The sequence below is a fragment of the Paraburkholderia solitsugae genome, assembly GCF_013177695.1.
Classification (GTDB): Bacteria; Pseudomonadota; Gammaproteobacteria; order Burkholderiales; family Burkholderiaceae; genus Paraburkholderia; species Paraburkholderia solitsugae.
In genome coordinates, this window is the sequence record NZ_WOEY01000174.1 from 1 (window position 1) to 26,589 (window position 26,589).

At 59.6% G+C, this 26,589-nt stretch carries 24 protein-coding genes; 18 read left to right on the forward strand and 6 right to left on the reverse strand.

The annotated features are described in order from the left end of the window. The 4 genes from GNZ12_RS44055 to GNZ12_RS41985 form a co-directional block, all read right to left on the reverse strand. On the reverse strand, positions 1 to 241 hold a 241-nt coding region (locus tag GNZ12_RS44055; RefSeq protein ID WP_216673577.1), incomplete at its 3' end, for a hypothetical protein. A gap of 11 nt (positions 242 to 252) precedes the next feature. Beyond that, a complete protein-coding gene (locus GNZ12_RS41975; RefSeq protein ID WP_172318620.1) occupies positions 253 to 1,329 on the reverse strand; it encodes a lipocalin-like domain-containing protein in 1,077 nt (358 codons plus the stop codon). A gap of 179 nt (positions 1,330 to 1,508) precedes the next feature. Further along, complete coding sequence (locus GNZ12_RS41980; protein ID WP_172318622.1) at positions 1,509 to 4,079, reverse strand: FtsX-like permease family protein; 2,571 nt, start codon at positions 4,077 to 4,079, stop codon at positions 1,509 to 1,511. Further along, positions 4,069 to 4,818: an ABC transporter ATP-binding protein gene (locus GNZ12_RS41985; protein WP_172318623.1), complete on the reverse strand. Its 750-nt coding sequence runs from the start codon at positions 4,816 to 4,818 to the stop codon at positions 4,069 to 4,071. The genes GNZ12_RS41980 and GNZ12_RS41985 overlap by 11 nt, the downstream gene beginning before the upstream one ends. A gap of 686 nt (positions 4,819 to 5,504) precedes the next feature. Between GNZ12_RS41985 and GNZ12_RS41990 the strand changes: the two genes are divergently transcribed. The 5 genes from GNZ12_RS41990 (at position 5,505) to cyoD (ending at position 11,321) form a co-directional block, all read left to right on the forward strand. Then, entirely contained in the window at positions 5,505 to 7,061 is a 1,557-nt protein-coding gene (locus GNZ12_RS41990; protein ID WP_172318624.1) for an NADH-quinone oxidoreductase subunit M, read from the forward strand. A gap of 373 nt (positions 7,062 to 7,434) precedes the next feature. Next, a complete protein-coding gene (gene cyoA, locus GNZ12_RS41995; RefSeq protein ID WP_172318625.1) occupies positions 7,435 to 8,334 on the forward strand; it encodes a ubiquinol oxidase subunit II in 900 nt (299 codons plus the stop codon). Positions 8,335 to 8,337: 3 nt separating this feature from the next. Beyond that, the gene (gene cyoB / locus GNZ12_RS42000) at positions 8,338 to 10,362 is read left to right on the forward strand and encodes a cytochrome o ubiquinol oxidase subunit I (RefSeq protein WP_172318626.1); all 2,025 of its coding nucleotides are present in this window, start codon (positions 8,338 to 8,340) and stop codon (positions 10,360 to 10,362) included. Next, a complete protein-coding gene (gene cyoC, locus GNZ12_RS42005) occupies positions 10,362 to 10,979 on the forward strand; it encodes a cytochrome o ubiquinol oxidase subunit III (protein ID WP_172318627.1) in 618 nt (205 codons plus the stop codon). Before cyoB ends, cyoC begins: the two co-directional genes overlap by 1 nt. Continuing rightward, positions 10,980 to 11,321 (forward strand): cytochrome o ubiquinol oxidase subunit IV, encoded by a 342-nt coding sequence (gene cyoD, locus GNZ12_RS42010; protein WP_172318628.1) that lies wholly within the window; start codon positions 10,980 to 10,982, stop codon positions 11,319 to 11,321. An 80-nt stretch (positions 11,322 to 11,401) separates the two neighbouring features. On the opposite strand, the gene GNZ12_RS42015 is transcribed toward cyoD, so the two are convergent. Then, on the reverse strand, positions 11,402 to 13,450 hold the full coding sequence (locus GNZ12_RS42015; protein WP_172318629.1) for a capsular polysaccharide biosynthesis protein: 2,049 nt from the start codon (positions 13,448 to 13,450) through the stop codon (positions 11,402 to 11,404). Then, a complete protein-coding gene (locus GNZ12_RS42020; protein ID WP_172318630.1) occupies positions 13,451 to 14,599 on the reverse strand; it encodes a glycosyltransferase family 4 protein in 1,149 nt (382 codons plus the stop codon). A 404-nt stretch (positions 14,600 to 15,003) separates the two neighbouring features. Here GNZ12_RS42020 and GNZ12_RS42025 point away from each other — a divergent pair, with 404 nt between their 5' ends. The 13 genes from GNZ12_RS42025 to GNZ12_RS42085 all read left to right on the forward strand — a co-directional run. After that, positions 15,004 to 16,191, forward strand: a complete 1,188-nt coding sequence (locus tag GNZ12_RS42025) for a polysaccharide biosynthesis/export family protein (RefSeq protein ID WP_172318631.1) — start codon at positions 15,004 to 15,006, stop codon at positions 16,189 to 16,191. 192 nt (positions 16,192 to 16,383) lie between these two features. Next, positions 16,384 to 17,514, forward strand: coding sequence for a hypothetical protein (locus GNZ12_RS42030; RefSeq protein ID WP_172318633.1), 1,131 nt, complete (start codon positions 16,384 to 16,386; stop codon positions 17,512 to 17,514). Beyond that, positions 17,507 to 18,310, forward strand: coding sequence for an ABC transporter permease (locus tag GNZ12_RS42035; RefSeq protein ID WP_172318635.1), 804 nt, complete (start codon positions 17,507 to 17,509; stop codon positions 18,308 to 18,310). The genes GNZ12_RS42030 and GNZ12_RS42035 overlap by 8 nt, the downstream gene beginning before the upstream one ends. After that, positions 18,307 to 18,951, forward strand: coding sequence for an ABC transporter ATP-binding protein (locus GNZ12_RS42040; RefSeq protein ID WP_172318637.1), 645 nt, complete (start codon positions 18,307 to 18,309; stop codon positions 18,949 to 18,951). Before GNZ12_RS42035 ends, GNZ12_RS42040 begins: the two co-directional genes overlap by 4 nt. Beyond that, entirely contained in the window at positions 18,948 to 20,183 is a 1,236-nt protein-coding gene (locus GNZ12_RS42045; RefSeq protein ID WP_172318639.1) for a hypothetical protein, read from the forward strand. The genes GNZ12_RS42040 and GNZ12_RS42045 overlap by 4 nt, the downstream gene beginning before the upstream one ends. After that, positions 20,180 to 21,268, forward strand: coding sequence for a WavE lipopolysaccharide synthesis family protein (locus tag GNZ12_RS42050; protein WP_172318641.1), 1,089 nt, complete (start codon positions 20,180 to 20,182; stop codon positions 21,266 to 21,268). Before GNZ12_RS42045 ends, GNZ12_RS42050 begins: the two co-directional genes overlap by 4 nt. Positions 21,269 to 21,281: 13 nt before the next feature. Continuing rightward, positions 21,282 to 22,040 (forward strand): glycosyltransferase family 2 protein, encoded by a 759-nt coding sequence (locus tag GNZ12_RS42055; RefSeq protein ID WP_172318643.1) that lies wholly within the window; start codon positions 21,282 to 21,284, stop codon positions 22,038 to 22,040. Beyond that, positions 22,037 to 22,648, forward strand: coding sequence for a PI-PLC domain-containing protein (locus tag GNZ12_RS42060; RefSeq protein WP_172318645.1), 612 nt, complete (start codon positions 22,037 to 22,039; stop codon positions 22,646 to 22,648). The genes GNZ12_RS42055 and GNZ12_RS42060 overlap by 4 nt, the downstream gene beginning before the upstream one ends. A 35-nt stretch (positions 22,649 to 22,683) precedes the next feature. After that, positions 22,684 to 23,316, forward strand: coding sequence for an HAD family hydrolase (locus GNZ12_RS42065; protein WP_172318647.1), 633 nt, complete (start codon positions 22,684 to 22,686; stop codon positions 23,314 to 23,316). Then, positions 23,313 to 24,041, forward strand: coding sequence for a glycosyltransferase family 2 protein (locus GNZ12_RS42070; protein WP_172318649.1), 729 nt, complete (start codon positions 23,313 to 23,315; stop codon positions 24,039 to 24,041). The genes GNZ12_RS42065 and GNZ12_RS42070 overlap by 4 nt, the downstream gene beginning before the upstream one ends. Before the next feature lie 2 nt (positions 24,042 to 24,043). Beyond that, positions 24,044 to 24,382, forward strand: a complete 339-nt coding sequence (locus GNZ12_RS42075) for a cupin domain-containing protein (protein ID WP_172318651.1) — start codon at positions 24,044 to 24,046, stop codon at positions 24,380 to 24,382. Next, positions 24,373 to 26,154 carry a hypothetical protein gene (locus GNZ12_RS42080; RefSeq protein ID WP_172318653.1) on the forward strand — a complete coding sequence of 594 codons (1,782 nt, stop codon included), beginning with the start codon at positions 24,373 to 24,375 and terminating at the stop codon, positions 26,152 to 26,154. Before GNZ12_RS42075 ends, GNZ12_RS42080 begins: the two co-directional genes overlap by 10 nt. A 1-nt stretch (position 26,155) precedes the next feature. Continuing rightward, a partial coding sequence (locus tag GNZ12_RS42085; protein WP_172318655.1) for a hypothetical protein occupies positions 26,156 to 26,589 on the forward strand: 434 nt, incomplete at its 3' end.

Genomic DNA, 26,589 nt, shown 5'->3' on the forward strand with positions numbered 1-26,589 from the left:
TCGTCAGGCTCCCCAGCATGTCCAGAAACCCCGCCCCAAAAGGCGGGGTTTTTGCGTTTACGGTGCGGGAAAGCGGGCGCAAAAGACGCCGGCAAAAAGCGGGTGCAAAACGAGGCTTCGCCTCCAGTCGCGCCATCACGACTGCGATGGCATGCTCACGCCGGGACTTCTCGTCCAGATCTTTGTCCGTCGTAACGGCCGGATCTGGAAACATCGCAGAACATTGCCCGATGCGCTCCACTTCTTCCGGTGTTACTCCTTCCCGATCCGGATCGCGTTCCCATAACCCGTCAGCTCCAGATAAGCCCGTCCGACGTCCGCGCCGTCACGGCTCACCCGCACGGCACCTTCCCAATACACTGCGCCGGTCGATTGGCGGGAATCGAGTTCCTGGTCATCCATCAACGGATCGAGGCGCCACGTAAGCGCGCCGGTTTTGACCGTCATCGAGACGGGATACGACGTGTTCGTGTGCGGCGAGCGCCATGTGCGAACTGGCGTGAAGTCGACTTGATCGCGGCCGAACGTCGTCACCTGACCGTCGCGATTTCTCCGTGCTGCGTGTGCCCATACCGCGTGTCCATCGCGACTGCGGATCTTGAAAGCCATCAAGGCCGAGCCATCCGTCAGGTTGGCGCCGAGCCAATCCCATCCCACGGCATCGGTATCGAGCAGCGTGCTCGACCATTCGTGATCGAGCCACGCCGCGCCGGTCACGGCCGTTTCACCCCTCGATTTGCTGCCCGCCGCGACAGGTCGAACTACGCTGCCGGTCACGCGCAACTGCGGCTCGCTGTAGTAATAGCTCGCCTGCTCGGGTCGTGGACCTTTGCGCGAGTAGCCGCGCTCACCCTGGATCAAAGGCGCTTGCGTCGGAGTCAACGCGAGGTGCAGCGCGAATCCGTTCGCGTCTACGGTAACGTCGTAGTGGCCGTCAGCGGCACGGATGATTTTCCATGCGTCGAGTTTGACGTCGGTGTTGTCCGGCTTCGCATACGCCAGCCCGAAGCCTTGGCGGGCAATGCGCTGATCGTGCGTAAGATGACCGAGTGCCGGATCGCTTAACGCGGCATGGGCAATGATCAATTGCGACGGTGCGAACGCACTCGGATCGGCCGCGTCATGGCCAGTTGCGGAGCGGAAGAAGGTGATCTGGAAACCGAGCGGTTGATTGTCCGGTGTAGTGAGCCAGCCTGTCGCGTACCACCATTCGGTGTGAAAAGCCGCGTGTGCGCCGGTGTCTTGCGGAAGGACGATTGGATGATCCGGCGTGACCGCTGCGAACTCGGACGTCGCCGCGAACGCCGGCACTGTAGCCATCAAACCCATGCAAAGCAACGCCGCATGAAGAATCGTAGCGCTCAGTCTCGGTGCACTCGCAAGGCGGGGCAGCGTAGCTGATGACTTGCTTGGAATGCGGTGCGCCAGACCGATGCGACTAGCTCGATAAGGGCGCTCCGTCGCCTGATACGTCGACACCTGCACGACCTCACGCGGCAATCCCCCCATCACCAATCCTCCTTCACCGCGCGCACTGCATCCACCGACACCGCGCCTCGTCCTGCAATCACCGCGGTCGAACACGACGAAGCCAGCATTACCAACGCCACCGTGCCGAGCACCGTCCATGGAACGTGCAGCGACATGCTCCAATGAAACGACTGCGGATTGACGACGAACACCAGGATCAGACTGATCGCGAATCCAAGAACGAAGCCCATCGCGATGCCGCAAGCGGTGAGCATCCCCCCTTCGAGTCCGAGAATCGCGAGAACCTGCGAGCGGGTCACACCCACATGCCGCAGCATGCCAAACTCACGGGCTCGGGCGAGGGTTTGTGCAGAAAACGTCGCCGCGACGCCGAACAGGCCAATTACGATTGCGACACCCTCGAGTAGATAAGTGACGGCAAAACTCCGATCGAAGATAACCAGCGTACGCGCGCGAATTTCGCCCGGTTGTGACAGGGTCAGCGATGCACCGAAGGGCAGCGCACGCAGGCCGGTCATCACGCGTTCGACACTTGTTCCCGGTTGAACGGTGACAGCCACATCCGTCGCGCCCGTGTCGCCGGTTAGGCGCCGGTAGTCCGAAAGCCGTATCTGAATCGCGCCGGTCTGCCGCACGTAATCACGCCATATGCCGGCCACAACGAACACGTGACCGCGCTCGCCGAGCGGCAACTGCACACGTTGGTCAAGCTTATATCCATACAGATCAACCATTGCTTCGGATACCCAAACAGGCGTTTCACCCTCATGCAACGCGGAAGGAGACAGCACCGCCCCAGTCATCTGCAGGGTCGCACCTGGATCGGCGGCGTCGATTTCACGCGCTAGCACGGCGACGTCAGGTCGTGCCGGGTCGAGCGTGAGATGCGAGAAGCGGGCAAACGCAGCGGTCTTGATGCCGGGCACTCTGGCCAGCAGAGTCTGTTCGTCGGGACGCAAGCCACCGGTGTCCCCGTTCGGCGCCACGCGAACGTACAGATCGGCCGAGAGCAGGTGGCCCAACCAGTCTTCGACGGAAACACGGAAGCTGGCCACCATGATCGCCATCGCGACGATTAGCGCGAAGCTCGACAACACGCCGCCCATCGCGATTGATGCATGGCCCGGCGCATTCGCGAGACGCGCCAACGCGAGCATGCTGGCCGCGCCGGCGCGGCGTCGCGCACCGAAGGCACGGCTCGCCGCGCCGAATAGGGACGCGGTCACGCGCGGCATCAGGGCAATCCCGCCGACCAGCAACAGCGCAACGGCCAGATAACCGCCGATGGGCGCATCGAACAACGGCGGCACCTGCGTGAGCACGGCCGCAACCAGCAGGCATGCCAACGCGGGCCACGGCGTAGCGAGCCGCGCCAACGCGCCTTCTTCGGCGCCGGCTTTGAGCGCCGTTGCGGGCCGCGCACGCGCCGCCTCCAATGCGGGGGCAAGACTGCCCAATACCGATACGGCGATGCCGAGCGCCAAAAAAAGCGCGGTCGCCAGCGGTTCGAAACCGACGTGCGGCTGCACGCCAGGAAAGTAGCCGCCGCCCAGGTCGCTGCCGAAAAAACGCAAGGCGCCGCCTGCCAGCGCATAGCCGAGCGCGAGTCCGGACAGCGAACCGAGCAGGCCGAGCAGCGCGCCTTCCAGCAGAATCTGGCGCAGCAACTGGCCACGCGTCAGCCCGAGCACCCGCAGCATCGCGAACTGCGCACGGCGTCGCACGACCCCCAGCGCCTGCGTCGAAAACACGAGGAAGGCGCCGGTGAAAAGCGCGACCAGCGCGAGCACGTTCATATTGATTCGATAGGCGCGCGACAGACGATCGGTGCGGCTTTCGGCGTCGCGTGTCTCGGCGATCACCCACTGGCTGCCGAGTCGTGCTTGCAGGTCACGCTTGAAGCGTTCGCGATCGACGCCGCGTTCGAGTTGCACGTCGATGCGTGACAGCTTGCCGACCTTGCCGAACTTCCACTGGGCGGCGGCGATATCCATCACCGCGAGCCGCTGACCCGGCCGCGTTCTCACGAGACCGCCGGCCACGCGAAAGTGCACGATCGACGTACCGCTTTGCAGCGCGATGTCATCGCCGATCTTCACGTTCAGCCATTGTTGCGCCGCCGACGAGAGAAACACGGTGTCAGCCGCGAGCGTATCGAACGGCCGTTCCGACGATGGCACGCCGATCAGGTCCGGCGCAATGCGGCTTGCCTTGAAGACGTCGATGCCGAGCACGGGCAGCGCGGCGTTCTGATCCGGCACGGTGACATCGAGCGCGAGGACGGGACTCGCCAGCGCTACACCGGGTTCGGTCGACAAACGCGGATAGATGGCCTCGTCGAATAGAGGTTGTGCACCGCGCACCTGCAGATCGGCCTCGCCCGAGAGGCTGCGAGCCGCCGCCGAGAATTCATTGAAGGCCGCGCTGTTGATCAGTTGAACGGCGTAGCCAAGCGCGACGCCGAGCGCGATCGTTGCGATGGCAACCAGTGCGCGTCCGCGATGACTGCGCCACTCGGCGCTCAACAGCCAGCGCGCGAGCATGCGATGACCTCGCATTCGTTGCAGTGGGCGTGGGTCAGCGTGCATCGTCGGCTGAACGTGCAATGGATCGAGAGTCGGCGTGCGAGTCGGAAAAGGTGGTGCGTGCGGATGATGCGTGCAACCCGCCGTCGCTCAGAATCAGGATGCGGTCCGCGACCGCCGCGGCTGCTTCCGAGTGCGTGACCATGATGGTGGCCGCACCGGTTGCCTTGCTTTGCGCGCGGAACAGGCCGAGCACGTCGTGTGCGGTATCGGGATCGAGGTTGCCGGTGGGTTCATCCGCGAGAATCAGTTTCGGACGATGCACAAGCGCCCGTGCAATGGCGACGCGCTGCAACTCGCCGCCCGACAGTTGCCGTGGGAAATCGTCGCCACGGCCGCTCAAGCCGACGGCCGCGAGCACATCGAGCGCGCCGGCCGTGGGTAGCTCGTTAAGCAGCAGCGGCAGAGCGACATTCTGCGCAAGTGTCAGGTGAGGCAGTACGTGAAACGCCTGGAACACGAACCCCAGTTTTTGCCGGCGCAAACGCGTGGCTGCATTGTCATCCAGACGCGAAACCACGCTGCCGTCGATGATCACCTCGCCGCTATCCGCGCTGTCGAGTCCTGCAATCAGATTCAGCAGCGTCGATTTGCCGACGCCGGAGTCCCCCATGATCGCGACGAATTCACCCGGCTCGAGTGTGAAATCGAGACGTGCCAGCACGATGCGGCCGGCGCCGTAGGCCTTGCTAAGCCCACGACATTCGAGCGCGGGAACGACACCTTCTTCACGAAGCGCCATGCGGTATCCGATAAGTCTTGCCGATGAGGGCGGCGTCCAGCCGTGCGAAGAAACTACTGTGCTGCGCACGCGCGTCGGCCCCTGAACCGCCGAAGTATATTCGGGTTCTGTAAGGCTCGCAGGCGCACGCCGCCATCGTCTGATATCTATCTGAAAGCAGGCGGGCAAGCGGATCGTCTGGGTCTTTCCGGGTGCTCGCCGACGTTGTTTAGAGTGCCGGATCAAAAAAATTTTCTGCTCGCGAACGCGCTAAATTTTCGCCAACCGTCCGAAATCGGCCTTGATGGCGGTTCATGCATCTGCATAAATCATTCCAGTCCAATCGTTGCGTGGAAGTGCTCGTGTAAGAGTCGCCAACCGGCCGTCATCTGCTTTCTTCTTCATGCAAAAAGCATGGCGAATATCCTTCCCAAGCGAGTTTGTGCGTTTGCACATTTTTCGGCGTTTCGCAAGGCCAGGCGTGGCAACAATGCATTACCAAAGGCGTTGCAGCGTTGTTGCGCTGCAAAAGTATTCTTATCTTGGTAATCTCCCACCCTTGGTCATTCGACTGCGGGTAAACGTGAGGCGGGCAGCACCGCTTCGACGTCGAATTCAGCGAAATCCAGCCTACATATCCATTTCAATACTTTCGTTTTTGAAGGTGTTGAAGCGGCGTTTTGTATTTCAAGTTTTCAACAGAACACATGCCATTGCTTCCGCTTCTTAGCCTACTCATCTGGATCCCTATTGTCGCCGGCCTGGTGGTTTTGCGTGCCGGATCTGACGCGGCACGCAGTCGCACGCGATGGCTCGCGCTGATCGGCGCGGTAGCGGGTTTCCTGCCGGTGATTCCGCTCGTGTCGAATTTCCGCAACGACGTGACCTCGATGCAGTTCGTCGAGAACGTCCGCTGGTCGCCCACGTTCGATATTGCATGGCATGTGGGGGTGGATGGGATTTCGCTGTGGCTCGTCGCATTGACCGCGCTGACCACGATCATCATCGTGGTCGCTTCGTGGGAGTCGATCACCGAGCGCACCGCGCAGTACTTCGGCGCATTCCTGATGCTGTCGGGTTTCATGCAGGGCGTGTTCACGTCGATGGACGGCATGCTGTTCTTCATCTCGTTCGAAGCGACGCTGATTCCGCTGTACCTGCTGATCGGTACGTGGGGCAATTCGAACCGCACGTATGCCGCGGTGAAGTTCTTCTTCGTCTCGTTCCTCGGCTCGCTGATGATGCTGATGTCGATGCTGTACCTGTACAGCCAGACGCACAGCTTCGACCTCGCGCTGTGGCGTGAAACGCATCTGGGCACCTGGGCGCAGGTCCTGGTCTTCCTCGGCTTCCTTGCTGCGTTCGGCGTCAAGGTGCCGATGTGGCCGCTGCACACGTGGCTGCCCGACGTCCACCTCGACGGCCCGACCGGCGCCGCCGTGATGATCGGTATGCTCAAGCTGGGCGGCTACGGTCTGCTGCGTTTCGCGTTGCCGATCGCCCCGCAGGCCAGCCATTTCTTCGCGCCGATGATGATCACGCTGTCGCTGATCGCGGTGATCTATTCGAGCCTGCTGGCACTTGTGCAGACCGACATGCGCCGCTTGCTCGCGTATTCGACGATCGCGCACATGGGTCTCGTGACCCTCGGCCTGTTCGTCTTCAACCGCATCGGTCAGGCGGGCGCGATCGTGCAGATGCTGTCGTACGGCGTGGTGTCCGGCGCGATGCTGCTGTGCACGGGCATGCTCTACGACCGCACGAAGACCGCGTCGATCGGCGATTACGGTGGCGTCGCCAACACCATGCCGCGCTTCGCCGCGTTCGTCATGCTGTTCTCGATGGCCAATATCGGCCTGCCGGGTACCTCGGGTTTTGTCGGCGAGTTCATGGTGTTGATGGGCGCGATCCGCTTCAATTTCTGGATCGGCGCAATCGCAGCCTCCACGTTGGTCCTGAGCGCGGCCTACACGCTGTGGATGTACAAGCGCGTGATTTTCGGCGCGATTGCCAATGCACGCGTCGCGAAGCTGCAGGACCTCGGCAAGCGCGAGTTCGTGCTGCTCGGCGCGATGGCTTTGCTGGTGCTGGCCATCGGCATCAATCCGAAGCCGTTCACCGATGCGATCGACCCGTCAGTCGGTACGCTGCTCGCTCAATCGGAACGAAGCGCGCATCCCTCGGACGACTCCGCCCCGGCTGACGGTGGCGAACACTTGCAGGCGGCGGCGCCTGCTACGGTCGCGGCACGCACGCCGGGCTGATCGAAACAGAACGCGGCGCAGGTGCAGCATTCGTCGCACGGATGCTGCCTTTGCCGGCGCGTCTCCTTCGTATCGACACACGTCCCTTTTCGAGCACCAGGCGCTGCGCGACCATTCAAGTCGCGCTGCGTTTTAGTGCTTATTCAAAGGGACTTTCGTGATCCGGTGACTCCGCCGGTACTCTGCAATAGAGCATTGCAAACCCTCGCGTGCGCACAAGCGTGCGGCAACGTGTCACACGGTGTTGCGACGCAATAGATCGTTGCTAAATCGAGTGTTTATATCCTCTTGACGACCCCCTATTATGCGATCGCTTACTAAGGGAGAGCGGTCGAATGACGTTCATTGAAGTCGTAAAGGAAGGGCAAAGGATATGAAAGGAAAGACTCTGCGAGGGTCGATAAGTTTCCTGTCCACCGGCCTCATGTTGCTGCTCTCGGGTTGCAGCAACCTCGATGTTTTGAATCCGAAGGGGAGTGTGGGTCTGGCTGAACGTGAGCTGATTGCCACGTCGGTCTGGGCCATGCTGATCGTGGTCGTTCCGGTTATCGCGCTCACGCTGCTGTTCGCATGGCGCTATCGCGCGTCGAACAAGAATGCCGAATACCGTCCAGGCTGGGTGCATTCGACCGGTATCGAAATCGCCATCTGGACGATTCCGACGCTGATCATTCTGTTCCTCGCCGTGCTGACGTGGAAAAGCACGCACGAGCTCGATCCATATAAGCCGCTCGAGTCGCAGGTGAAGCCGATTAACGTCGAAGTCGTCGCACTCGACTGGAAGTGGCTCTTCATCTATCCCGACCTCGGGATTGCATCGGTGAACCAGCTGGCGTTCCCGGTCGGCACGCCGGTGAACTTCGTCATCACGTCCGACACGGTGATGAACTCGTTCTTCATTCCGCAACTCGGCGGCCAGATCTACGCAATGGCGGGTATGCAAACGCGTCTGCATCTGATCGCTGACGAAGCTGGCAACTACGCCGGCACTGCGGCGAATTTCAGCGGCAAGGGTTTCTCGGACATGAAGTTCCGTGCACTCGCTACGTCGCCTGAAGAGTTCAATGCGTGGGTCGCCAAGGTACGCGGCTCGTCCGACCGTCTCGACATGGACCGCTACCACGTGGTGTCGGCGCCTACCGAGAAGGAGCCGGTGCGGTACTTCTCGTCGGTCGATCCGAAGCTCTTTCACAGCATCATTGCCCGATACAACAACGGTAACGTCCTCGACAACATGAACGACGCTAACTGTGCGCCTAAGGGTAAGGGGTAACGCATGTTCGGAAAACTCTCACTAGACTCGATTCCGTACCACGAGCCGATCATCATGGTGACGGCTGCCGGGATCGCCCTCGGCGGTGCGCTCGTTCTGGGTCTGATCACCTATTTTGGCAAGTGGCGCTACCTGTGGACTGAATGGCTCACATCGGTCGACCACAAGAAGCTGGGTGTGATGTACATCGTGGTTGCGCTCATCATGCTGTTCCGCGGCTTTGCGGACGCGATCATGATGCGTACCCAGCTAGCGCTGTCGTATAACGCGCCAGGCTTCTTGCCGCCGCATCATTACGACCAGATCTTTACCGCGCACGGCGTCATCATGATTTTCTTCATGGCGATGGCGTTCATGGTCGGCCTGATGAACATCATCGTGCCGTTGCAGATCGGTGCCCGCGATGTTGCGTTCCCGTTCCTCAACTCGTTGAGCTTCTGGATGACCGCGATCAGCGCGATCCTGATCAACATCTCGCTGGTGATCGGTGAATTCGCGCAAACGGGCTGGCTGGCTTATCCGCCACTGTCCGAATTGCAGTTCAGTCCAGGTGTCGGGGTCGATTATTACCTGTGGAGTCTGCAGCTCTCCGGTATCGGCACGTTGCTGACTGGCGTGAACTTCTTCGTGACCATCGTCAAGATGCGCGCGCCGGGCATGACGTTCATGAAGATGCCCGTGTTCACGTGGACCGCGCTGTGCACGAACGTGCTGATCATGGCCGCGTTCCCGATTCTGACCGTCACGCTCGCGCTGCTCGGTCTGGACCGCTACCTCGGCATGCACTTCTTCACGAACGACGGCGGTGGTAACGCCATGCTGTATCTGAACCTGATCTGGGCATGGGGTCACCCTGAGGTGTACATCCTGATCCTGCCGGCGTTCGGTATCTTCTCGGAAGTCGTGGCTACGTTCGCCAAGAAGCCGCTGTTCGGCTACAAGACGATGGTGTGGGCAACCTGCGCGATCATGGTGCTGTCGTTCCTCGTGTGGCTGCACCACTTCTTCACGATGGGTTCGGGCGCTGACGTCAACGCGTTCTTCGGTATCGCGACGATGGTCATTGCTATTCCGACCGGCGTGAAAGTGTTCAACTGGCTGTTCACGATCTACAAGGGCCGTCTGCAGTTCACGACGCCGATCCTGTGGACCCTCGGCTTCATGGTCACCTTCACGATCGGCGGTATGACCGGCGTGATGATGGCGATTCCCGGCGCGGACTTCGTACTGCACAACAGCCTGTTTCTGATCGCTCACTTCCACAACGTGATTATTGGTGGCGTGCTGTTCGGCTACCTGGCTGGTTTCAACTACTGGTTCCCGAAGGCGTTCGGCTTCAAGCTGAATGAGAAGTGGGGCAAGGCGTCGTTCTGGTTCTGGCAGATCGGTTTCTGGGTCGCGTTCACGCCGTTGTACGTGCTGGGCTTCATGGGCATGACGCGTCGTCTGAATCACTATGACAATCCGGATTGGCATCCGTGGCTGATCTTCGCGTGGGTCGGTGCTGTGCTGATCGCCATCGGTATCGCTTGCCAGGTGCTGCAACTGGTCGTCAGCATCCGCGACCGCAACCTGCCGCAAAACCGCGACGTTACGGGCGATCCGTGGGACGGTCACACGCTGGAATGGGCAACGAGCTCGCCGCCGGCGTCGTACAACTTCGCGATCATTCCGGACGTGCGTGAACTGGACGCATTCGCTGAAATGAAGTTGCGCAAGAATCGGCCGAAGCCGGTGTATCGCGACATTCACATGCCGTCGAACACGTCCGCGGGTCTGGTTGTGGCGATGTTCTCGCTGGTGCTGGGTTTTGCCGCTGTGTGGCACATCTGGTGGCTCGCGATTGTTGGTCTGGTCGGCTCGATCGGTACTGTGATCATTTACAGCTTCCAGAAGAACGAAGGCTTTTACATCCCGGCCGCCACGGTAGCGGCGATTGAACAAGAACGCTCCGGCGCCGGTGCGCAGGTCGCGATTGAAGAAAAACGCTCCCGCGCCGATGCGCAGGTCGCGTTGGAGGTGGATTGATGTCAAACAACACTCTTGCGGCGGGCTTGCATCATCACGATGCGCATCATGCCGATCACCCGCCGTCGCATTCGGTATTCGGCTTCTGGCTGTACCTGATGACAGACTGCATCATCTTCGCGTCACTGTTTGCGGTGTTCGCGGTGATGCAGCACCAGTTCGCGGGTGGTCCGACTGGCAAGGATCTGTTCGAGATCCCGGGCGTCGCGCTTGAAACGTCGATGCTGCTGCTGAGCAGCATCACGTACGGCTTCGCGATGTTGGGCGCGCATAAGAACAGGAAGGGCGTGCTGCTTTTCTGGCTCGGCGTGACGTTCCTGCTGGGTCTTGCGTTCCTCGTGCTGGAAATGCGCGAGTTCTCGCACCTGATCGCACAGGGTGCAGGCCCGAGCCGTAGCGCGTTCCTGTCGTCGTTGTTTACGCTGGTCGGCACGCACGGTTTGCACGTGACGTGCGGCTTGATCTGGATGGCGGTGCTCGCCGTGCAGGTGATGCGTCATCGCGATCTGACCGAACGCGACATGATTCGCCTGACGTGCCTTAGCCTTTTCTGGCACTTTCTGGACGTCGTGTGGATCGGCGTCTTCACCTTTGTCTATCTTGCGAGCGTGATCTAAATGGACCATAGCGAAACCGCCCACTTGGCGCACTCGGGTGAGAGTCACGGCAGCATCGGCAGCTATACGGTGGGTTTCATTCTCTCCGTCATTCTGACTGCCGCGGCGTTCGGACTGGTCCTCAACGGGACGCTGACCGGCGAGAACGCATTGCTCGCGATCGCGGGTCTTGCGTTCGTGCAGATCGTCGTACACCTGGTTTTCTTCCTGCACATGAATACGTCGTCGGCACAGCGCTGGAACGTCATGGCGTTCGGTTTTACGGTGCTGACGGCCGTGATTCTGATCGTTGGCTCATTGTGGATTATGCATAACGTCAGCATGCACATGATGTCGCGATAGGCGTAAAACGTAGTCGCTTGAGAAAAAAGCCCCGCAAGGCGAAAGTCTTGCGGGGCTTTGTACGTTTCCTGGCCGGGCAGCTACGCGCGAGGCGCGAGCCTTTGCCGGAAACGCCATGATGCATGGCAGATTCCGTTGCGGGTCCAGCGGATTGCTTTGAGCAGTGGCCGCATCCGGTTACCGCGGACCTGTTCGAGCGGTCGGGCAGCCTGGGGTGCGAGTTGTTCGACTACCGCTTCCGGCGTTGTGAAAAGACGCGTGCGCCAGTCCCAGTAGAGCGGGTAGCGCACCAGCACGCCTGCGCACAACATGTCCAGCGTCAGCGTACGATGCCGCCACGGCACCGGTGCGAGCGCGTCGTGCGTCAGTCCCCAGCCCGCATAGAAAGGCAGCCCGTATGTGAAGACCGCTTTGCCGCGCAACAACGCGTCGAAGCCTGCGAGCGACGAGAGTGTGTGCACTTCGTCCGCCACGTCGACGAGCGACAGCAAGTCCGCTTCCGTGTCGACAATATCCGCGAGTTGCTGCGCGTCGATCAGTCCATTGCGATTACCCGACAGCACATCCGGATGCGGCTTGTAGACCACGAATGCGTCGGGACGCAGCCTGCGTACTTCGCGCAACAGCGCGTCGGCCGTGCCGATGGCGCGGGTGCCGAGAAGGATCGATGCGTCGTCGGCGACCTGGCCTGGGACCAGTACGACTTGCTTGCCTTCCGGTGCGGTCCACACGGGGCGACGCCGGCCCAGGTTGTATTTGGTGACGCCGAGCTTCACAACTTGATCGCGCAGCGCCGCAGCGCGTGCCAGTTCGGTTGCGCTGAACTCGGTTTCATTGAGCAGCACGCTGAGATCGCTCGGCTGGCTCGCATCGAAATAGAGGCCGCGGCGATCGATCACCTGGCTGCGCGGTGCGATCATGTCGGAGCCGAGGCCTGTCGAATGAAAGAAACCGTCTTCGATTCTGACGCGGCGCACCTCAGGGGCAAGACCGTCTGCGCTGCGCGCGCCCCACAGTACTGCACATTCGTTCGTCTGCAGGGACTGCGGCTCGCGCGTCCAGCGCAACGTGGCACCGCCGGCGCTTACGTACGGCGTCGCAAACGGGCGCTTCCACCATTGAAAGCGTATCCCCGCCACGTGCTGCAAATCCGCGAAACGGTGCCGCACTGCTCGCTGCAACTCGATGCTGTCGAGCAGATCGTCAAGCGTGCCCAGCGTGTGCGTGAACGGATTCAGATAGCGTGTGAAGCGCAGGAAGACCACGTCGAATAGTGCGGCGAGCGTGGGACGTGCGCTGCGGTTCGGCAAGAGCAGATCGTCGTCAGTCAATCCCCAGCCCGCGTAATAGGGTGCACCGAATACGTGCACCGGCACGCCGGCCAGCAACGCATGCATGCCCTCCGAGGCACCCAACGTATAGACGTGATCGACATGAGGCAATGCGGCGCACAGCGATTCGTGATCGGCGAGGCGCTGCGCGTCGGGCGGCATGCCGTCGACCGATGAAGAAAGCCAGCGCCCCGTGCCTTTGTCATCCGATCGCGCGATCCAGAATTCGGCTTGCGGATGGGCCGAGCGGGCAGCTTGCACCATTCGCATGAAGGTTTGACGTGAGTTGCGAACCGCTGTCGCGCCGAGCCCATGAGAACGGGCGCGCTCGTCAATCAGCATGACGCGGGTTAGGCATTTGGTTTCGAGTAGCGCGGCGGGACAGTCGGATTGCGATCGACGCTTTGTCGAGGCATGGCTGCGCACGAACCTTTGCATCCGTCGTTCGACTTCGGGCGACGCGTTGGTGCTCCGATCGTGTTCGAGCGCGGTGGTGAGTGCCGAATTGATCGCGGCAGCGAAAGCATCGGCGCTAGCATCGGTCACCGGTGCGCTGAACCACGACAGCAGGGGCGTGCCGGACGCGCTGCGTGACCAGACCGGCCCTGGCCACGTTGCGTTGACGCGCTTGCCGCACAGACGGGAAAGGCGCAGCGCGACCCGCCCGAGCGAACCATCGATCCAGAGATTGTCTGAGCGCCGGGTCAGCCAATTCAATGAGCGGAATCCGCGCGTCACGCTGCCGAGATTGACGGTGATGCTCGCCGGAGTTGGCTGTTCAGTCACGCGTTCCTTCATCTAGCGCAACGTCTCAAGAAAACCGTCGACGTGTTCGAAATGCTCCGCCCATGTCGGTTCGCGAAAGCGTTCGATGCGAGTCAATTGTGCGTCGCGCGCCGGGCTGTTGGCTTGGGCATAGGCCTGGATGCTAGCGAGCCAGCCGGGACCGTCGAGCGGGTCGAGATAGTCCGGAATGTCGTCGGCGATTTCATGAAAGACGTCGAGGTCGCTGGCGAGTACTGGCACCTTGAGCGCGAGGGCTTCGGCGAGCGGCATGCCGTAGCCTTCGACGAATGACGGGAACAGTAGCGCCTGAGCGTGTTGCAGATAAGCGTGAAGCTGCGCATCGGAGCAGTGCGCTTCTTCTATCACGACGCCTTTGAGGCTTTCGCAGCGCTCCAGCATATCGACGACGTTTTCACATTCCCAGCCGCGCTGGCCGATCACGACCAGCTTCGGTGCGGCTGCGCCGAGTTGTTCGACGAGACGCCGCCAGACGTGCAGGATGAACCAGTGGTTCTTGCGCGGCTCAATGGTGCCGAGCATCACGAAGTAGGGTGAGGGCAAGGGACGCTTTGCGAGTGGGCGCTGGGTGATGCCTGATGCCAGGCGTGCGACTACGCTCGGCGGGAGCTTGAGGCCCGCGCGCTGGGCTTCGGCCGTGAGTGAGTCGAGCGTGGCTTGTGAGTTGGCTATCAGACCGCTCGCGTGCCTGAGTGCTGTGTGCATGCGGTGACGGTGAGTTGCATCGACTCCCGGGCGGCTGTATTCGGCATGGGTCAACGGAATTAAATCGTGGACCATGAATACAGGGCGAATTTCGCGTTTTGTCATCGCCCGGTAATAACGGCCGAATTCCATCCCGGTGTGACTGGTGTGCAACAACACGCCATTAAGTCTTGTTTCTCGCAAGCGATTAAGGCAGGCCCGACCGACTAGAGCGCGAATTGAGTTCGGATTGCGGATGGAGGAGAGAAGCATGGCAAACGTTTGCTGTGAATCTCTCTCGGTTAAAACTGTGGAAAACCCACGCTCGCTAAGAATTGCGCGCGCTCGAGCGCCGTACTTTTGAATGTATTGAAGGCCGACGCGATCTACGCCGGTGGGTAAAAGCCCGTCGTAAAGGCGCGTGAGAAGGCGCGTGACGTCCAGATGGATGGTTGACACTGAGGTGCTTTTTTCTTGGCTGTCATGCGGACTTTTTCAGTCCGTTGAGTGTGGCTCTTTAACGCTGTGAGCTATTTTACCCGAGTGCGCGAGAGAATTCGCGTTCACTTCGCCCAAACGAGCAGTCGCAAAGTCATTCGTGTAGCGCGCCGCGAATGAATGGCGCCGTGGTTCTCGAAGACCGGCCTTATTTTGCTCGGAGCCATCTTGCGGTTCTGATATTGAATCTGCTTCGGTAGTCCATTGGATGCAATTTGCAAGTGCTGCCCAACGACACAAAGATCGGTGCAATTGAAGCTGTCTGTTATACATCCCAACGGCTGAGTAAGAAAAATTTTTAATGTGTAACTCTTTTCAAGAGATTGTGAGTACAATGCCAAAAAATTTTACAAACAATGGGCCAAATGCTTTACGCAAGTCGTTGGGCGAGGTTGTCGATCGCCGTGGGAGCTGTTTGTCTTGGGGCGTGTTCCGCTATTCCCACGTCGGGTCCTAGCAGCTCACAGGTAACTCGCGCTTCAGGATTATCCAATCCTGCTGGAATTCAATTGGTGGACGTCACTGATGATGTCGCACGCCGATTGTTTTCGAATCGAAGCCGTGCTGATTTTTCGTCGACACTCGCCGACGAGGCGCCGTATCGTCTGCGCCTGGGCGATGGCGACGCCGTCGAAATTTCCGTGTGGGAGGCGCCGCCGGCGATGCTGTTTTCGGGCGGCCCGGCGACCTTCGCGTTGGGCGACAACGATCTTTCTTCGAGTGTTCAATCCGGTTCGCGTGTGACCACGCTGCCGGTGCAAGTCATCGATACCGACGGCAACATCCAGGTGCCGTTTGCCGGCACGGTGCGCGCCGCCGACAAGACGTCGCACGAACTCGAAGTTGCGATTGTCGCGGCATTGAGGGGTAAGGCTCACGACCCGCAGGTGATCGTTCGTCAGTCGCGCAATGCGAGCGCATACGTGACCGTCGTCGGCGATGTCGCGAGCAGTACACGGATGGCGCTCACGCCGCGTCGCGAGCGTCTGCTGGATGCACTCGCCGCCGCGGGTGGCGTCAAGCAACCGATCGACAAGACGACCATTCAGGTGACGCGCGGCAGCAAGGTCGAGGCGCAGCCCTTGCAAGCCGTGATCAAAGACCCGCGTCAGAATATTGCACTGGTGCCTGGCGACGTCGTGACTGCACAGTTCCAGTCGTTGAGCTTCACCGCTCTAGGGGCGTCGGGCAAGAGCGAAGAAGTCAATTTCGAGGCGCAAGGGATTTCGCTTGCGCAAGCACTGGCGAGAGCGGGCGGACTTAATGATGCCCGTGCGGATGCGAAGGGTGTGTTTATTTTCCGCTTTGAGAATGCCACTGCGTTGCAGTGGCCGCATCAGCCTGTTGTAACGACAGCTGACAATCGGGTTCCTGTTGTCTATCGATTCGATCTGACTGATCCGGGGAGTTTCTTTGTTGCCCAGAATTTCATGATGGACGACAAGGATCTTCTCTATATCTCGAACGCGCCGATAGCGGAAGTTCAAAAGTTTCTGAATGTCGTGTTTTCGGTTGTTTACCCGGTGGTGAATACCGTAACGACGTTCAAGTAACGGCTGCGCGGGAGACGCGGGCGTTAAACAGACGGGGAGTGCAGGCCATCGAAAGATGTTTGCCTGCCAGCATCCCCGCGGAATCCAAATTTATCCAATCTTGCGCCTTGAGGTGTGCATTGCTTGCGCGCGTCTATATGCGCGAGACCGGTGTCGCTTGTTGAAACGAATACGTGCTGAATTGCTGAGTCAATGAAAAACACTGAAATTGAGCGTCCGGTTGGTGCGGCGCGCTGGAAGGGATTGTTGAAGAGCCGGTTCTTCTGGATCGTAGTGGTGCCGACCGGCATCGCTGCGATCTATTTCACCTTTATCGCTTCAGACATCTACGTTTCGGAAAGCCGCTTTGTCGTCCGATCACCCGATAAGCAGACGCAGTCGGGATTAGGTGCAATTCTTCAAGGCACGGGTTTCAGCCGCACTCAAGATAACGTTTACGTGGTTCATGACTTTATCCTGTCGCGGGATGCATTGGCGCAACTGGAAAAGAAGCAGAACGTCTCGACCTTGTTCGGCGCTAAAGACGTCGACTTCGCTAGCCGTTTTGGCGCATTCAAGTTCCAGCGAAACTTCGAAGGCCTCTACCGGTATTACGACCGGCGAGTCGATGTCGACGTCGATTCGACATCTGGTATTACCACGCTGAAGGTGAATGCGTTTACCGCCGACAGCGCGTTTGCGCTGAACCGGTCGCTGCTGGATATGGCCGAAGTATTGGTCAACAAAATGAGCTTGCGCGCGCAGTCGGATCTGGTGGACTCAGCTAGCAAGGAAGTCCAGGAAGCCGAAGATCGTGCCCAGGCCGCTGCCGCCAATCTGTCCGCATACCGTACCGCGCAAAAGATTTTCGATCCGGAACGGCAGTCTGCGCTGCAACTCCAGCAGGTGTCGCGTCTTCAGGACAACATCGTTGCCACCCGAACGCAGATTGCCCAGTTGACTGCATTCGCGCCGGACAATCCCCAAATCAAATCGTTGCGACAGCAACTCGCGTCGCTTGAGGACGAAGCGCGGCTTCAGATGCAAGGTGTCGCCGGTGGCAGCGAGTCGCTGACGGACAAAGCGGCGCAGTATGAGCGCCTGAAGCTTGAGCAGACTTTCGCTGACAAGCAGCTCGAGCTTTCGATGGCGACGCTCGAATCTGCGCGCAACGAAGCATTGCGCAAGCAGCTTTATCTGGAGGTGGTTGCCGCGCCCAACGAGCCTGATGTGGCGACGCGGCCGCGTCGGATCAAATCGGTACTGATCGCGCTGGTCATCAGCCTCGTCACGTGGGGCATCGTCAGTCTCCTACTGGCAGGCGTGAGAGAGCACCATGACTAGTCGCGCCGATTCGAGTGCCGGCCTGCGGCATTCGTTCAAGCTTCAGACCCGAGCGATTGGCGCACTGTTGATGCGAGAAGTGCTGACGCGTTATGGCCGGCACAACATCGGGTTTCTGTGGCTCCTTCTCGAGCCGATGTTGCTGACCCTAGGCGTGACCCTGCTGTGGCATTTCACGTTCAAGGAACACGCGGGCAACTTGTCCATCACGGCCTTTGCCGTCACCGGATACTCGTCGATCCAGCTGTGGCGTACCACGGCGGGTCGTTGCATTCACGCGCTGCAACCTAACCTCAGTCTGCTTTACCACCGTAACGTCCGGATTCTCGACATCTATCTGGCGCGGATCCTGCTGGAACTGTCCGGTGCCACCGCCGCGTTTGCGGTGATGCTGTGCGTGTTCGTTGGGACAGATCTGATCGCGCCGCCTGATGACCTGTTCCCGCTATTGCTCGGATGGTTTTTGCTGGGGTGGTTCGGCGGGGCGCTCTCGTTGGTGCTTGGCGCAGCAAGCGAACTGACCGAGCTGGTCGACCGGGTATGGCATCCGGTTTCGTATCTGCTGTTTCCGCTTTCCGGGGCCATGTTTCTTGTCCAGTGGCTGCCGACCGCCTATCAGTCGGTGGTGCTATGGGTGCCCATGGTCACGGCGAACGAACTGATCCGTTCTGGCTATTTCGGCAGCGCGGTGACGGCGCATACGGATATTCCGTGGATCGTGTCCGTCAACATGACGCTCACGCTTGCCGGTCTGTACGTGTGCAAGGTTGCAGAAGCGAGGGTCGAACACGAATGATCGTACTGGACCAGGTCACCAAGTTCTATCCGACGCGTAACGGCAAGCGGCTAATTCTCGACGACGTCAACATTCGTGTTGAGAAAGGCGAACGTATTGGCATTCTGGGTCGCAACGGATCGGGCAAATCGACGCTGCTGCGTCTGCTAAGCGGCGCAGAAAAGCCGAGCTATGGGAAGGTGACACGTCGAATGAACGTGTCGTGGCCACTTGCCTTTGGCGGCGCGTTTCAGAGCAGTCTGACCGGGCTCGACAATCTACGTTTCATCTGTCGCATATACGGCGTCCCGTTTGACGAGAAGGTGGCATTCGTCGAGGAGTTCACCGAGCTTGGTGTTTATCTGCGAGAACCGGTCAAGCGCTACTCGTCGGGGATGCGTGCGCGGCTGTCGTTCGCGTTGTCGCTGGCGATCGATTTCGATTGCTATCTGATTGACGAGATTATTGCAGTGGGCGATTCACGCTTCCATGAGAAGTGTCACTACGAATTGTTCGAACGACGCGCAGATCGGGCGTACGTCGTGGTGTCGCATGACCCAAGCCTCGTGGAGCGATTTTGCCGCCGCGCAGCCGTGATGAAGTCAGGAAAGCTCAGCGAATTCAACAGCATCGGCGAAGCGTACAGCTTCTATCAAGAATGATTGCAATTTCCGATCCCGTATCCGCCAAACGACGCATTGCCGTGCTTCTGACCGGTGTACCGCGAGGCTACGCGCGCTGTGTCGCGCCACTCCGGTTCTTGCTGGAAGAATGCGAGGTCGCTTATCACGCGGTCATCCGCGAGGAATTCGCAACGCCGCAAGCGCTTGACGAGCTTCGGGACGCCTACCCAGGCGTGACGACGATCGTCGTGCCGACAAGTGAGTCACGCAAGGCCGTTGCGCCGTTCGAGGGGAAGGCTGTCGCGTCGACGCTCGTCATGATGTGGCACGAAATTGCCTACGCGAGCGCGCGGATTGCCGATCTTGCCAGCTATCAATGCGTATTGCGGACGCGCTTTGACATTTACACGCATCGTCAGTACCTGCCTGAAGTTCGTCTTCAAGATGGCGATGTGTGGCTGCCATCGCAGATGAGCTGGTCGGGATCGAACGACATGATCTGTCTCGCCGCACCGCGCGAATTCGCTGCGTATGCGGGCACCTATGGGCGGTTGGTTTCGATCGTGGCCGAAGGGATCGTAGTCCCCGAAGCGATCATGGCGCGTTCGATCGCGGTGGCAGGGCTCGCCGAGAGTGCGTTGGATCTGTACTTCTTGCTTTACCGGGACGCGCTTTTTTCCGGCGTGGACGATGCGCAGTTACGCGTTCTCGCTCATGTACATCCCGTGCTTTCGACCTACAAGCTTGGCGGACGTGATGACTCGCCGGAACGACGAGCACGGGAAATCTCCGAGGTCGAGAGCCTGTCGCAGCATGAGCGCGGTTTCCCGCTATATGAGGTTCGTAATGCGGGATCGAACTTCTATCCGGTCGAAACGGACGATCGTGACGGCAGGGCGTTTCGCTGGATGGGCGTCCACGCGCACATGAACGTCGCGATCAGTCGACGCGCGCGGAGTCTGTCTTTCGTCGTTCATTTCCATATCGCAGGCTGGGAAATCTCCAAACTCAAGGTGTTGGCGGATGGATATCCGCTCAATCTCGAAGTGATTGCTGTCGACGGTTTTGGTCGACAACGGGTATCGGCATCGCTGCAAGGTGTCGCACTGCGCCGGCCCTGGAGCAAGATCGGATTCTCATGCGGCACGTTTGCGATTCCGTCGGAAAGCGGTGCAAATCCGAACGATCACCGTCTGTTATCGGTTGCCATCGGTGTCCCAGTTGTCGACGAAGGCGACGACGTCGAACCGCATGACCGAGCGAGGCGATGATGTTGACCCAAGACTTCTCCACAGGCGTGGCAATCGCCGACGACGACATCACGCTCGTATTCCAGGGCGCGTGGCATCCGTCGCTCGAAAGCAACATCGTGCAATCGCGCACGATGTTTCCGGGCGCGAAGGTGATCGTCAGCACGTTGGATAGTGATCCTGTGCTGCGCCCGCTTGGCGTGGACGTAGATTGTGTCGTGTCAGCCGATCCCGGCGCGCTACCGCCCTATAAGCGTGACAAACGCGCGCCGGTGAACAACGTAAATCGCCAGATTGCGACGTCGCGCGCCGGCCTCGCCCGCGTGACAACGCGTTACGCGATCAAGATCCGCACCGACTGCGTGCTTTCTTCACGCGCTTGCGTCGAGAAATATGGCCACATCGCGTCGCACCCTCAGGCTCGGGACCGCTTGCTCGCCAGCAGCATTTATACGCTCCATCCGGACGGGATCGAAGCGTTTCCGTTTCACCTGTCCGACTGGTTCTTCTTCGGTCCGACCGAATTGCTGCGCGCTTATTACGACGCCCCATTCATGTCCGACGAAGACGCAACGTGGTTCGAAGTGGGAAGCGAGCACGCCAGGGGCAGCAGCTATTTTGCACGCCGTTACGTAGCGCGCTACACGCCGGAACAGTATCTTGCCGTAGATTTCGCGAAACGCAGCGGTTGCTATTCGACACCGTCGTTCATCAACGATTCGAACGCGCAAATCGACGCGGCGTATCGGCGCTTTCTGGCGGACCAATGCATTGTCTGCGATCCCGACGAGCTTGGTTTGCGCTTCGACAAATACGCGCACGCGGCGCGCTCGAACTATCAGTTCTTCAACTGTTTGTGGGGAAGTGACTGGCGCGAACTGTGCGAGCAATCCGGCCACACATCGCCTGCGTTCCGGCTGGCTGTGTCATCGCCGTCGTCCCACGCGCCACGCGGGCTCTCGACGGTACGTCACGGACAACGTGCCGCGCGTCGCCGCGCGGTCGTGCAAACGATGCGTCGACTCGATTTCATTTTTCCGCTCCTCAGAACAACCGGTCTTATGCCGCTGGTGGGCGATCTACTCGGCTTTTATCGAAAACTATAAGGACTGAATCCAGATGCTCAACATCGTTGTTCCGATGGCAGGTGCGGGTAGCCGTTTTGCGAAGGCAGGTTATGCGGATCCGAAGCCGCTCATTCAGGTGAGTGGTGTGCCGATGATCGAAGTCGTGGTGAACAACCTGCGTCCTTCGGCGCCGCATCGCTTCATTTTCATCTGCCAGCAGGCTCATATCGACCAGTACGGCCTCACCGAAAAACTGGCGGCGTGGGCGCCCGGCAGCGAGATCATCGCGCTGAACGGTCTCACGGAAGGTGCGGCGTGCACGGTGCTGGCCGCGAAGGCATTCATCGACAACGACGACGCGCTGATGATCGCAAACAGCGATCAATACGTGGACGTAAACATCGGCACGTACCTCGCCGAAATGGATGACCAGGCACTCGACGGCCTCATCATGACGATGTGGGCTGATGATCCGAAGTGGTCATTCGTCGGCATGTCCCGCGATGGCCTCGTCACGCAAGTCGTCGAAAAAGAGGTGATCTCGAACGAAGCCACGGTCGGGATCTACAACTTCCGCAAAGGCCTGGATTTCGTTCGTGCCGCGGAAGCGATGATCGAAGAGAACCTGCGCGTGAACAACGAGTTCTACGTCGCGCCGGCCTACAACAAACTGATCGAACAAGGCTCCCGGATCGGCATTCACAACGTCGGACGCGAAGCGGACGGCATGTACGGCCTCGGGACGCCCGCCGACCTCGACTTGTTCCTCGGCCTGCCGGTCTGCGCGAAGGCGACGGAGGCGTTGCTGTGAAGATTCTGTCTCATCGCGGCTATTGGCTCGAAAAGAGCGAGAAGAACACGGTCGAGGCATTCAACCGTTCATTCGACCTCGGTTTCGGCACAGAAACGGATGTACGCGACCGCCTCGGCGAGCTCGTGATCTCGCACGATCCGGCGACATCGGAAGCAATGACGTTTGAGCGTTATCTGTCGATTCTCGGCGATCGCGATTTGCCGCAGGCAATCAACGTGAAAGCAGACGGCCTCGCCGAACCGCTGAAGCATGCCTTCGAAGGCCGCGCACTCGACTGGTTCGTGTTCGATATGTCGGTGCCAGACATGAAGATGCACCTTAACGCAGGTAACCCGGTGTTCGCCCGCATGAGCGAGGTGGAGCAAAATTCACCGTGGATCAACGCCGTGAGCGGCATCTGGCTGGATGCATTCGAGTCGCACTGGTACACGAAGCAGACGATCGACGATCTTCTCGCGCGTGGCCTTCGCGTGTGCATCGTTTCGCCGGAGTTGCATGGGCGCGCGTATCTCGACCTTTGGGAAAGCGTGAAAGGCTTTAGGGACGATGACCGTGTTCTGATCTGCACGGATGTTCCGGAAGAGTGTCAGCGGTTTTTCAGCTAACAGCGTTACCAAAATTTCGACAACGGAAGGCGAACATGATTAAAGCCGTTATTTTCGACATGGACGGGGTCCTGATAGAGGCCAAGGAATGGCACTACGACGCGTTGAACCGTGCGTTGCAGCTGTTCGGTTATGAAATCAATCGTCTCGAGCATCTGACGATGTACGATGGTTTGCCGACCAAGAAGAAGCTCGAGATGCTGTCGATCGAAAACGATCTGCCGCGTAGTCTGCATTCGTTCATCAACGAAATGAAGCAGCTCTATACAACTGAAATGGTTCACGCGAGTTGCAAGCCGCGTTTCACGCACGAATTCGCGCTGTCGACTCTGAAGGCGCAGGGCTACAAGATCGGCGTGGCGTCGAATTCGATCCGTCAGACAATCGAATTGATGATGGAAAAAGCGGGACTCACGCGCTATCTCGACGTGGTTCTGTCGAATGAGGACGTAGTGCAGGCCAAGCCGAATCCTGAGATTTACCTGAAGGCCATGCAGGCGCTCGGTTGCGAGCCGCACGAGTGCGTCATCGTCGAAGACAACGAGAATGGCGTGAAGGCCGCGCGTGCGTCGGGCGCGCATGTCCTCGTCGTCAAGGAAGTGGAAGAGACCAACCTCGAAAACATCATGGCGCGCATTCGTCAAGCGCAGCAAGGAGCGGCCGCATGAACATTCTGATTCTTGGCGCCGGTACGGCCGCAATCGAATCGTCCGACGGGGGCTATCCGCTGCTGCTCACGGAAATCGACGGCACGCCGCTGATCCAGCGCGTGCTCGATACCGCGAAGACGCTGGCGGGCGGCCAGATCATTGTCGCGTTGCGCAAGAGCGAGATGACGCGTTTTCACTTGGGCAACGTGGTCAACATTCTCGATCCGGACGCCAAGGTGATTTCGGCGAACGACAGCGTCAGGGGCGCTGCGTGCACGGCATTGCTGGCGTCGCCGTTTCTCGACACGGAGAGCGAATTACTGATTCTCAACGCGAACCAGCTCGTCGACGTTGACCTCGCGAGCGTGGTTGCGTCGTTCCGCGAGCGCAAGCTCGACGCGGGTTTGATTACTTTTACGTCGGTGCATCCACGCTATTCGTACGTGCGAGTCGGTGTGGATGGCTACGTCACCGAGGCTGCGGAAAAGCGACCACTTAGCAAGTTTGCATCGGCAGGCGTGTACTGGTTCGCGGACGGTCGTCGCTTCGTCGCGGCCGCCAAGGAAATGATTCGCAAGGACGCCAATGTCGAAGGCAGTTTTTATGTGACGCCGGTTCTGAACGAGCTGATTCTCGATCAGGCGCGAATCGGCGTACATAGCATCGACAACAGCAAATACCGCCCGATCAAGAGCGAGCGTCAGTTGCATCACGTCGAAACACAATTCGAGCACGGGGTCTGAAGATGGAAGTATTCAAACTCTCCGATATGACGAAGGGCTGGTTCGTAGGGAGCTTCACGCCGACCGCACTGTCCACCGAAGCATGCGAAGTGGCGGTCAAGCATTACACGGCCGGCACGCGCGAGGAAGCGCACGTCCACCGCGTTGCCACCGAGATCACGGTTATCGTGTCGGGCCGGGTCCGAATGGCAGGCAAGGAATGGGGCGAAGGTGACATTATCGTGCTCGCGCCGGGCGACGTAACGGACTTCGAGGCATTGACCGACACGGTGAACGTGGTCGTGAAAACGCCGGGCGCACGCAACGATAAATACCTCATCGATCCAGCGTCATGCCGGTAACGAAGCTTGTCCATTTCAAGGCGCTGGGGTATGCGCCGGTGAGTGCAAAGACTGCGCCGTTATTGCCGGCGGAAGTCTTCGCGCTAGCCGACGCGGGCGCCGAGGTCGTCACGTTCCGCCCGCTGGGGCGCCGCCGTGCTGATCGGACGATCAAGCAAGTGAAGGCGACCAACCGGTTTTCGTGGATCAAGGGCACCCACGTGATCGCCCATGGTCTCGCGACGGACTCGCCGCTTGCGCCGCTGATGTTCTGGGATATTGCGCACGCAGCCGCAGTCGGCTCGCTGATCACCGTCATGGGCGACCCGCCGGCCACTACCTATCTGTCGCGCGACTATTTCGCCTCTGGGCTGGAAGTGTCCGAACGCGCCGGCGACCGGATCACGTTCAAAAAGTACGCGCCCTTGCCGGCAGAGCTGGACGCGGGGGTCGATGCATGGACCTTCGGGATTCCAGTTGGTCCCGAGGATGCGACGCTGCTGAACATGGTCGTCAAGCGGATTCTGGAACTGAAGGTCAAGACGAAAGAGATCCTCTTGTGCGGCAGGCCAGGCAAGAATTTTGCGTACTTCGATCAGGTGAGGATCGTCGGCGAGGACATCACGGCGCCGCCGGTGCAGATTTGCGCGAAGAAGAACCGGCTTGCACAAGAGGCTGCGCATCCGAACCTCTGCATCATTCACGATCGGGTGTTCCTGCCGGCCAATTTCGACGAGGTGGTCCGCGAGTTCGGCGATTACTTTCCGTTGACGACGATGCAAAGCGTTTTCTTCGACGACCGGCATAACGTCGTCCCGCGACGCTATTCCGACGTCGGGATTTCGCACCGCGTGCGTGGCCAGAGCACACGAGGGATCTTGCGGGACGATGTAGTCGAGCAACCGAGCGAGTTCGCGCCGAGCGTGCTTGCTTTGACCGAACTTTCAGGTTTTCACACTGCGAACGTGCTGCGCTACAGCATGAGCACCTATCCGACGGGCAGTATGTATCTCTGCAAGAAATCGGTGTGGCTCGCATGCCCGCAAAATGAAAGCCTGCACTGGATTGAATTCGAGGATCTGGAACACGCGTTTCGAGCGTCGGACATGGGTATTCCAAGCCGCGTGAATCCTTTCGGGCTGACCCAATCTATCGTTTCGCGGCCGTTGCTCTCGCGTGTGACCGGGACCTTTATCGAGAACGCAAAGGGCAGGGCCATGCGTGTGCGGTCCTGGACCGAGGCGCTTCCGTTGTCGCGCAAACCGGCTATCAAGGTCGGTCTGGAGCGAGCGCTGGAGTGCATGAACCAGTTCGAACGCAAGTACGTCCCTGAAGATATCCGTGTCGAATTGCCGGTTGCGGCGGTCGAGCGATCGACCCGGCGGATTGCGTCGATCATCGACGTCCTGTCCCGGTCGCGAGTCCCGGTTCAAATCGACGCGCTACGCCGGTTCATCGCCGATTTCGAAAAGCTGATGGTGTTCGACCAGTTGCCGTTTTCGTGGACGGAGCGTGCCATGCATCGTTTTCTCATCGACCACACGCAAGCCGTGCAAACCTTCGTAGTCGAAAACGATGTATTGCTGAACCATCTCGCGTCGCGGCCCAAGGGCGAGATTTTCGTCCGGAGCCTGACCGACTATTTTCAGCCTCGAACGGTGAGCCTCTGGTTCGGCACGGCGCTGTCCGCCGTGTATCTGTATCGACGCCGCCGGGATGTGCTGTTCCTACAAGGCGGTCCGCTATTTTATTTTCGCGCGCTCCGCAAGACGACGCCTTTCCTGGATGCCTGACATGAATACGGTTTGCCTTCCTGCCGCGATGTGGCACGGTGAGCGTGCTTCGTGTGCCACCGTGGTTCGGCGTATCGCCGAGCGATCCTCAACCGAGTCCGCCTCATTCGTCATTGATCGTGAATCGGTAATGCGTCAGACGCCGGATGCCGAAGCGGAACAGGCGTTCTTTATGCTTGCGTTTCGCGACTGGATCAAGCCTGGAGCGCTAGACGAAGACGTGATCGACATCGAGCGGATCCGGACGTCGTGCCGCGAGTTCCCGAACGCATCGGTGATCGTGGTCGAAGCGTCGGGATACAAGACCGAAACGATCGTCCGTGCGTTGTTTCAGGCGCGGATCGGTATGCACGCCCGCGCCGTGTGGCCGCATGTGTTTGCGCTGGTGTGTGACGAGTCGCAGGTATTTCAACTGGCGCAGCCACTGGCAAGCGC

Excerpts from the sequence above, each read along its gene's own strand:
- GNZ12_RS41975 (WP_172318620.1), bottom strand. The coding sequence starts at position 1,329 with ATGGGTTTGATGGCTACAGTGCCGGCGTTCGCGGCGACGTCCGAGTTC.
- GNZ12_RS41980 (WP_172318622.1), bottom strand. The coding sequence starts at position 4,079 with ATGCACGCTGACCCACGCCCACTGCAACGAATGCGAGGTCATCGCATG.
- GNZ12_RS41985 (WP_172318623.1), bottom strand. The coding sequence starts at position 4,818 with ATGGCGCTTCGTGAAGAAGGTGTCGTTCCCGCGCTCGAATGTCGTGGG.
- GNZ12_RS41990 (WP_172318624.1), top strand. The coding sequence starts at position 5,505 with ATGCCATTGCTTCCGCTTCTTAGCCTACTCATCTGGATCCCTATTGTC.
- cyoA (WP_172318625.1), top strand. The coding sequence starts at position 7,435 with ATGAAAGGAAAGACTCTGCGAGGGTCGATAAGTTTCCTGTCCACCGGC.
- cyoB (WP_172318626.1), top strand. The coding sequence starts at position 8,338 with ATGTTCGGAAAACTCTCACTAGACTCGATTCCGTACCACGAGCCGATC.
- cyoC (WP_172318627.1), top strand. The coding sequence starts at position 10,362 with ATGTCAAACAACACTCTTGCGGCGGGCTTGCATCATCACGATGCGCAT.
- cyoD (WP_172318628.1), top strand. The coding sequence starts at position 10,980 with ATGGACCATAGCGAAACCGCCCACTTGGCGCACTCGGGTGAGAGTCAC.
- GNZ12_RS42015 (WP_172318629.1), bottom strand. The coding sequence starts at position 13,450 with ATGAAGGAACGCGTGACTGAACAGCCAACTCCGGCGAGCATCACCGTC.
- GNZ12_RS42025 (WP_172318631.1), top strand. The coding sequence starts at position 15,004 with ATGCTTTACGCAAGTCGTTGGGCGAGGTTGTCGATCGCCGTGGGAGCT.
- GNZ12_RS42030 (WP_172318633.1), top strand. The coding sequence starts at position 16,384 with ATGAAAAACACTGAAATTGAGCGTCCGGTTGGTGCGGCGCGCTGGAAG.
- GNZ12_RS42035 (WP_172318635.1), top strand. The coding sequence starts at position 17,507 with ATGACTAGTCGCGCCGATTCGAGTGCCGGCCTGCGGCATTCGTTCAAG.
- GNZ12_RS42040 (WP_172318637.1), top strand. The coding sequence starts at position 18,307 with ATGATCGTACTGGACCAGGTCACCAAGTTCTATCCGACGCGTAACGGC.
- GNZ12_RS42045 (WP_172318639.1), top strand. The coding sequence starts at position 18,948 with ATGATTGCAATTTCCGATCCCGTATCCGCCAAACGACGCATTGCCGTG.
- GNZ12_RS42050 (WP_172318641.1), top strand. The coding sequence starts at position 20,180 with ATGATGTTGACCCAAGACTTCTCCACAGGCGTGGCAATCGCCGACGAC.
- GNZ12_RS42055 (WP_172318643.1), top strand. The coding sequence starts at position 21,282 with ATGCTCAACATCGTTGTTCCGATGGCAGGTGCGGGTAGCCGTTTTGCG.
- GNZ12_RS42065 (WP_172318647.1), top strand. The coding sequence starts at position 22,684 with ATGATTAAAGCCGTTATTTTCGACATGGACGGGGTCCTGATAGAGGCC.
- GNZ12_RS42070 (WP_172318649.1), top strand. The coding sequence starts at position 23,313 with ATGAACATTCTGATTCTTGGCGCCGGTACGGCCGCAATCGAATCGTCC.
- GNZ12_RS42075 (WP_172318651.1), top strand. The coding sequence starts at position 24,044 with ATGGAAGTATTCAAACTCTCCGATATGACGAAGGGCTGGTTCGTAGGG.
- GNZ12_RS42080 (WP_172318653.1), top strand. The coding sequence starts at position 24,373 with ATGCCGGTAACGAAGCTTGTCCATTTCAAGGCGCTGGGGTATGCGCCG.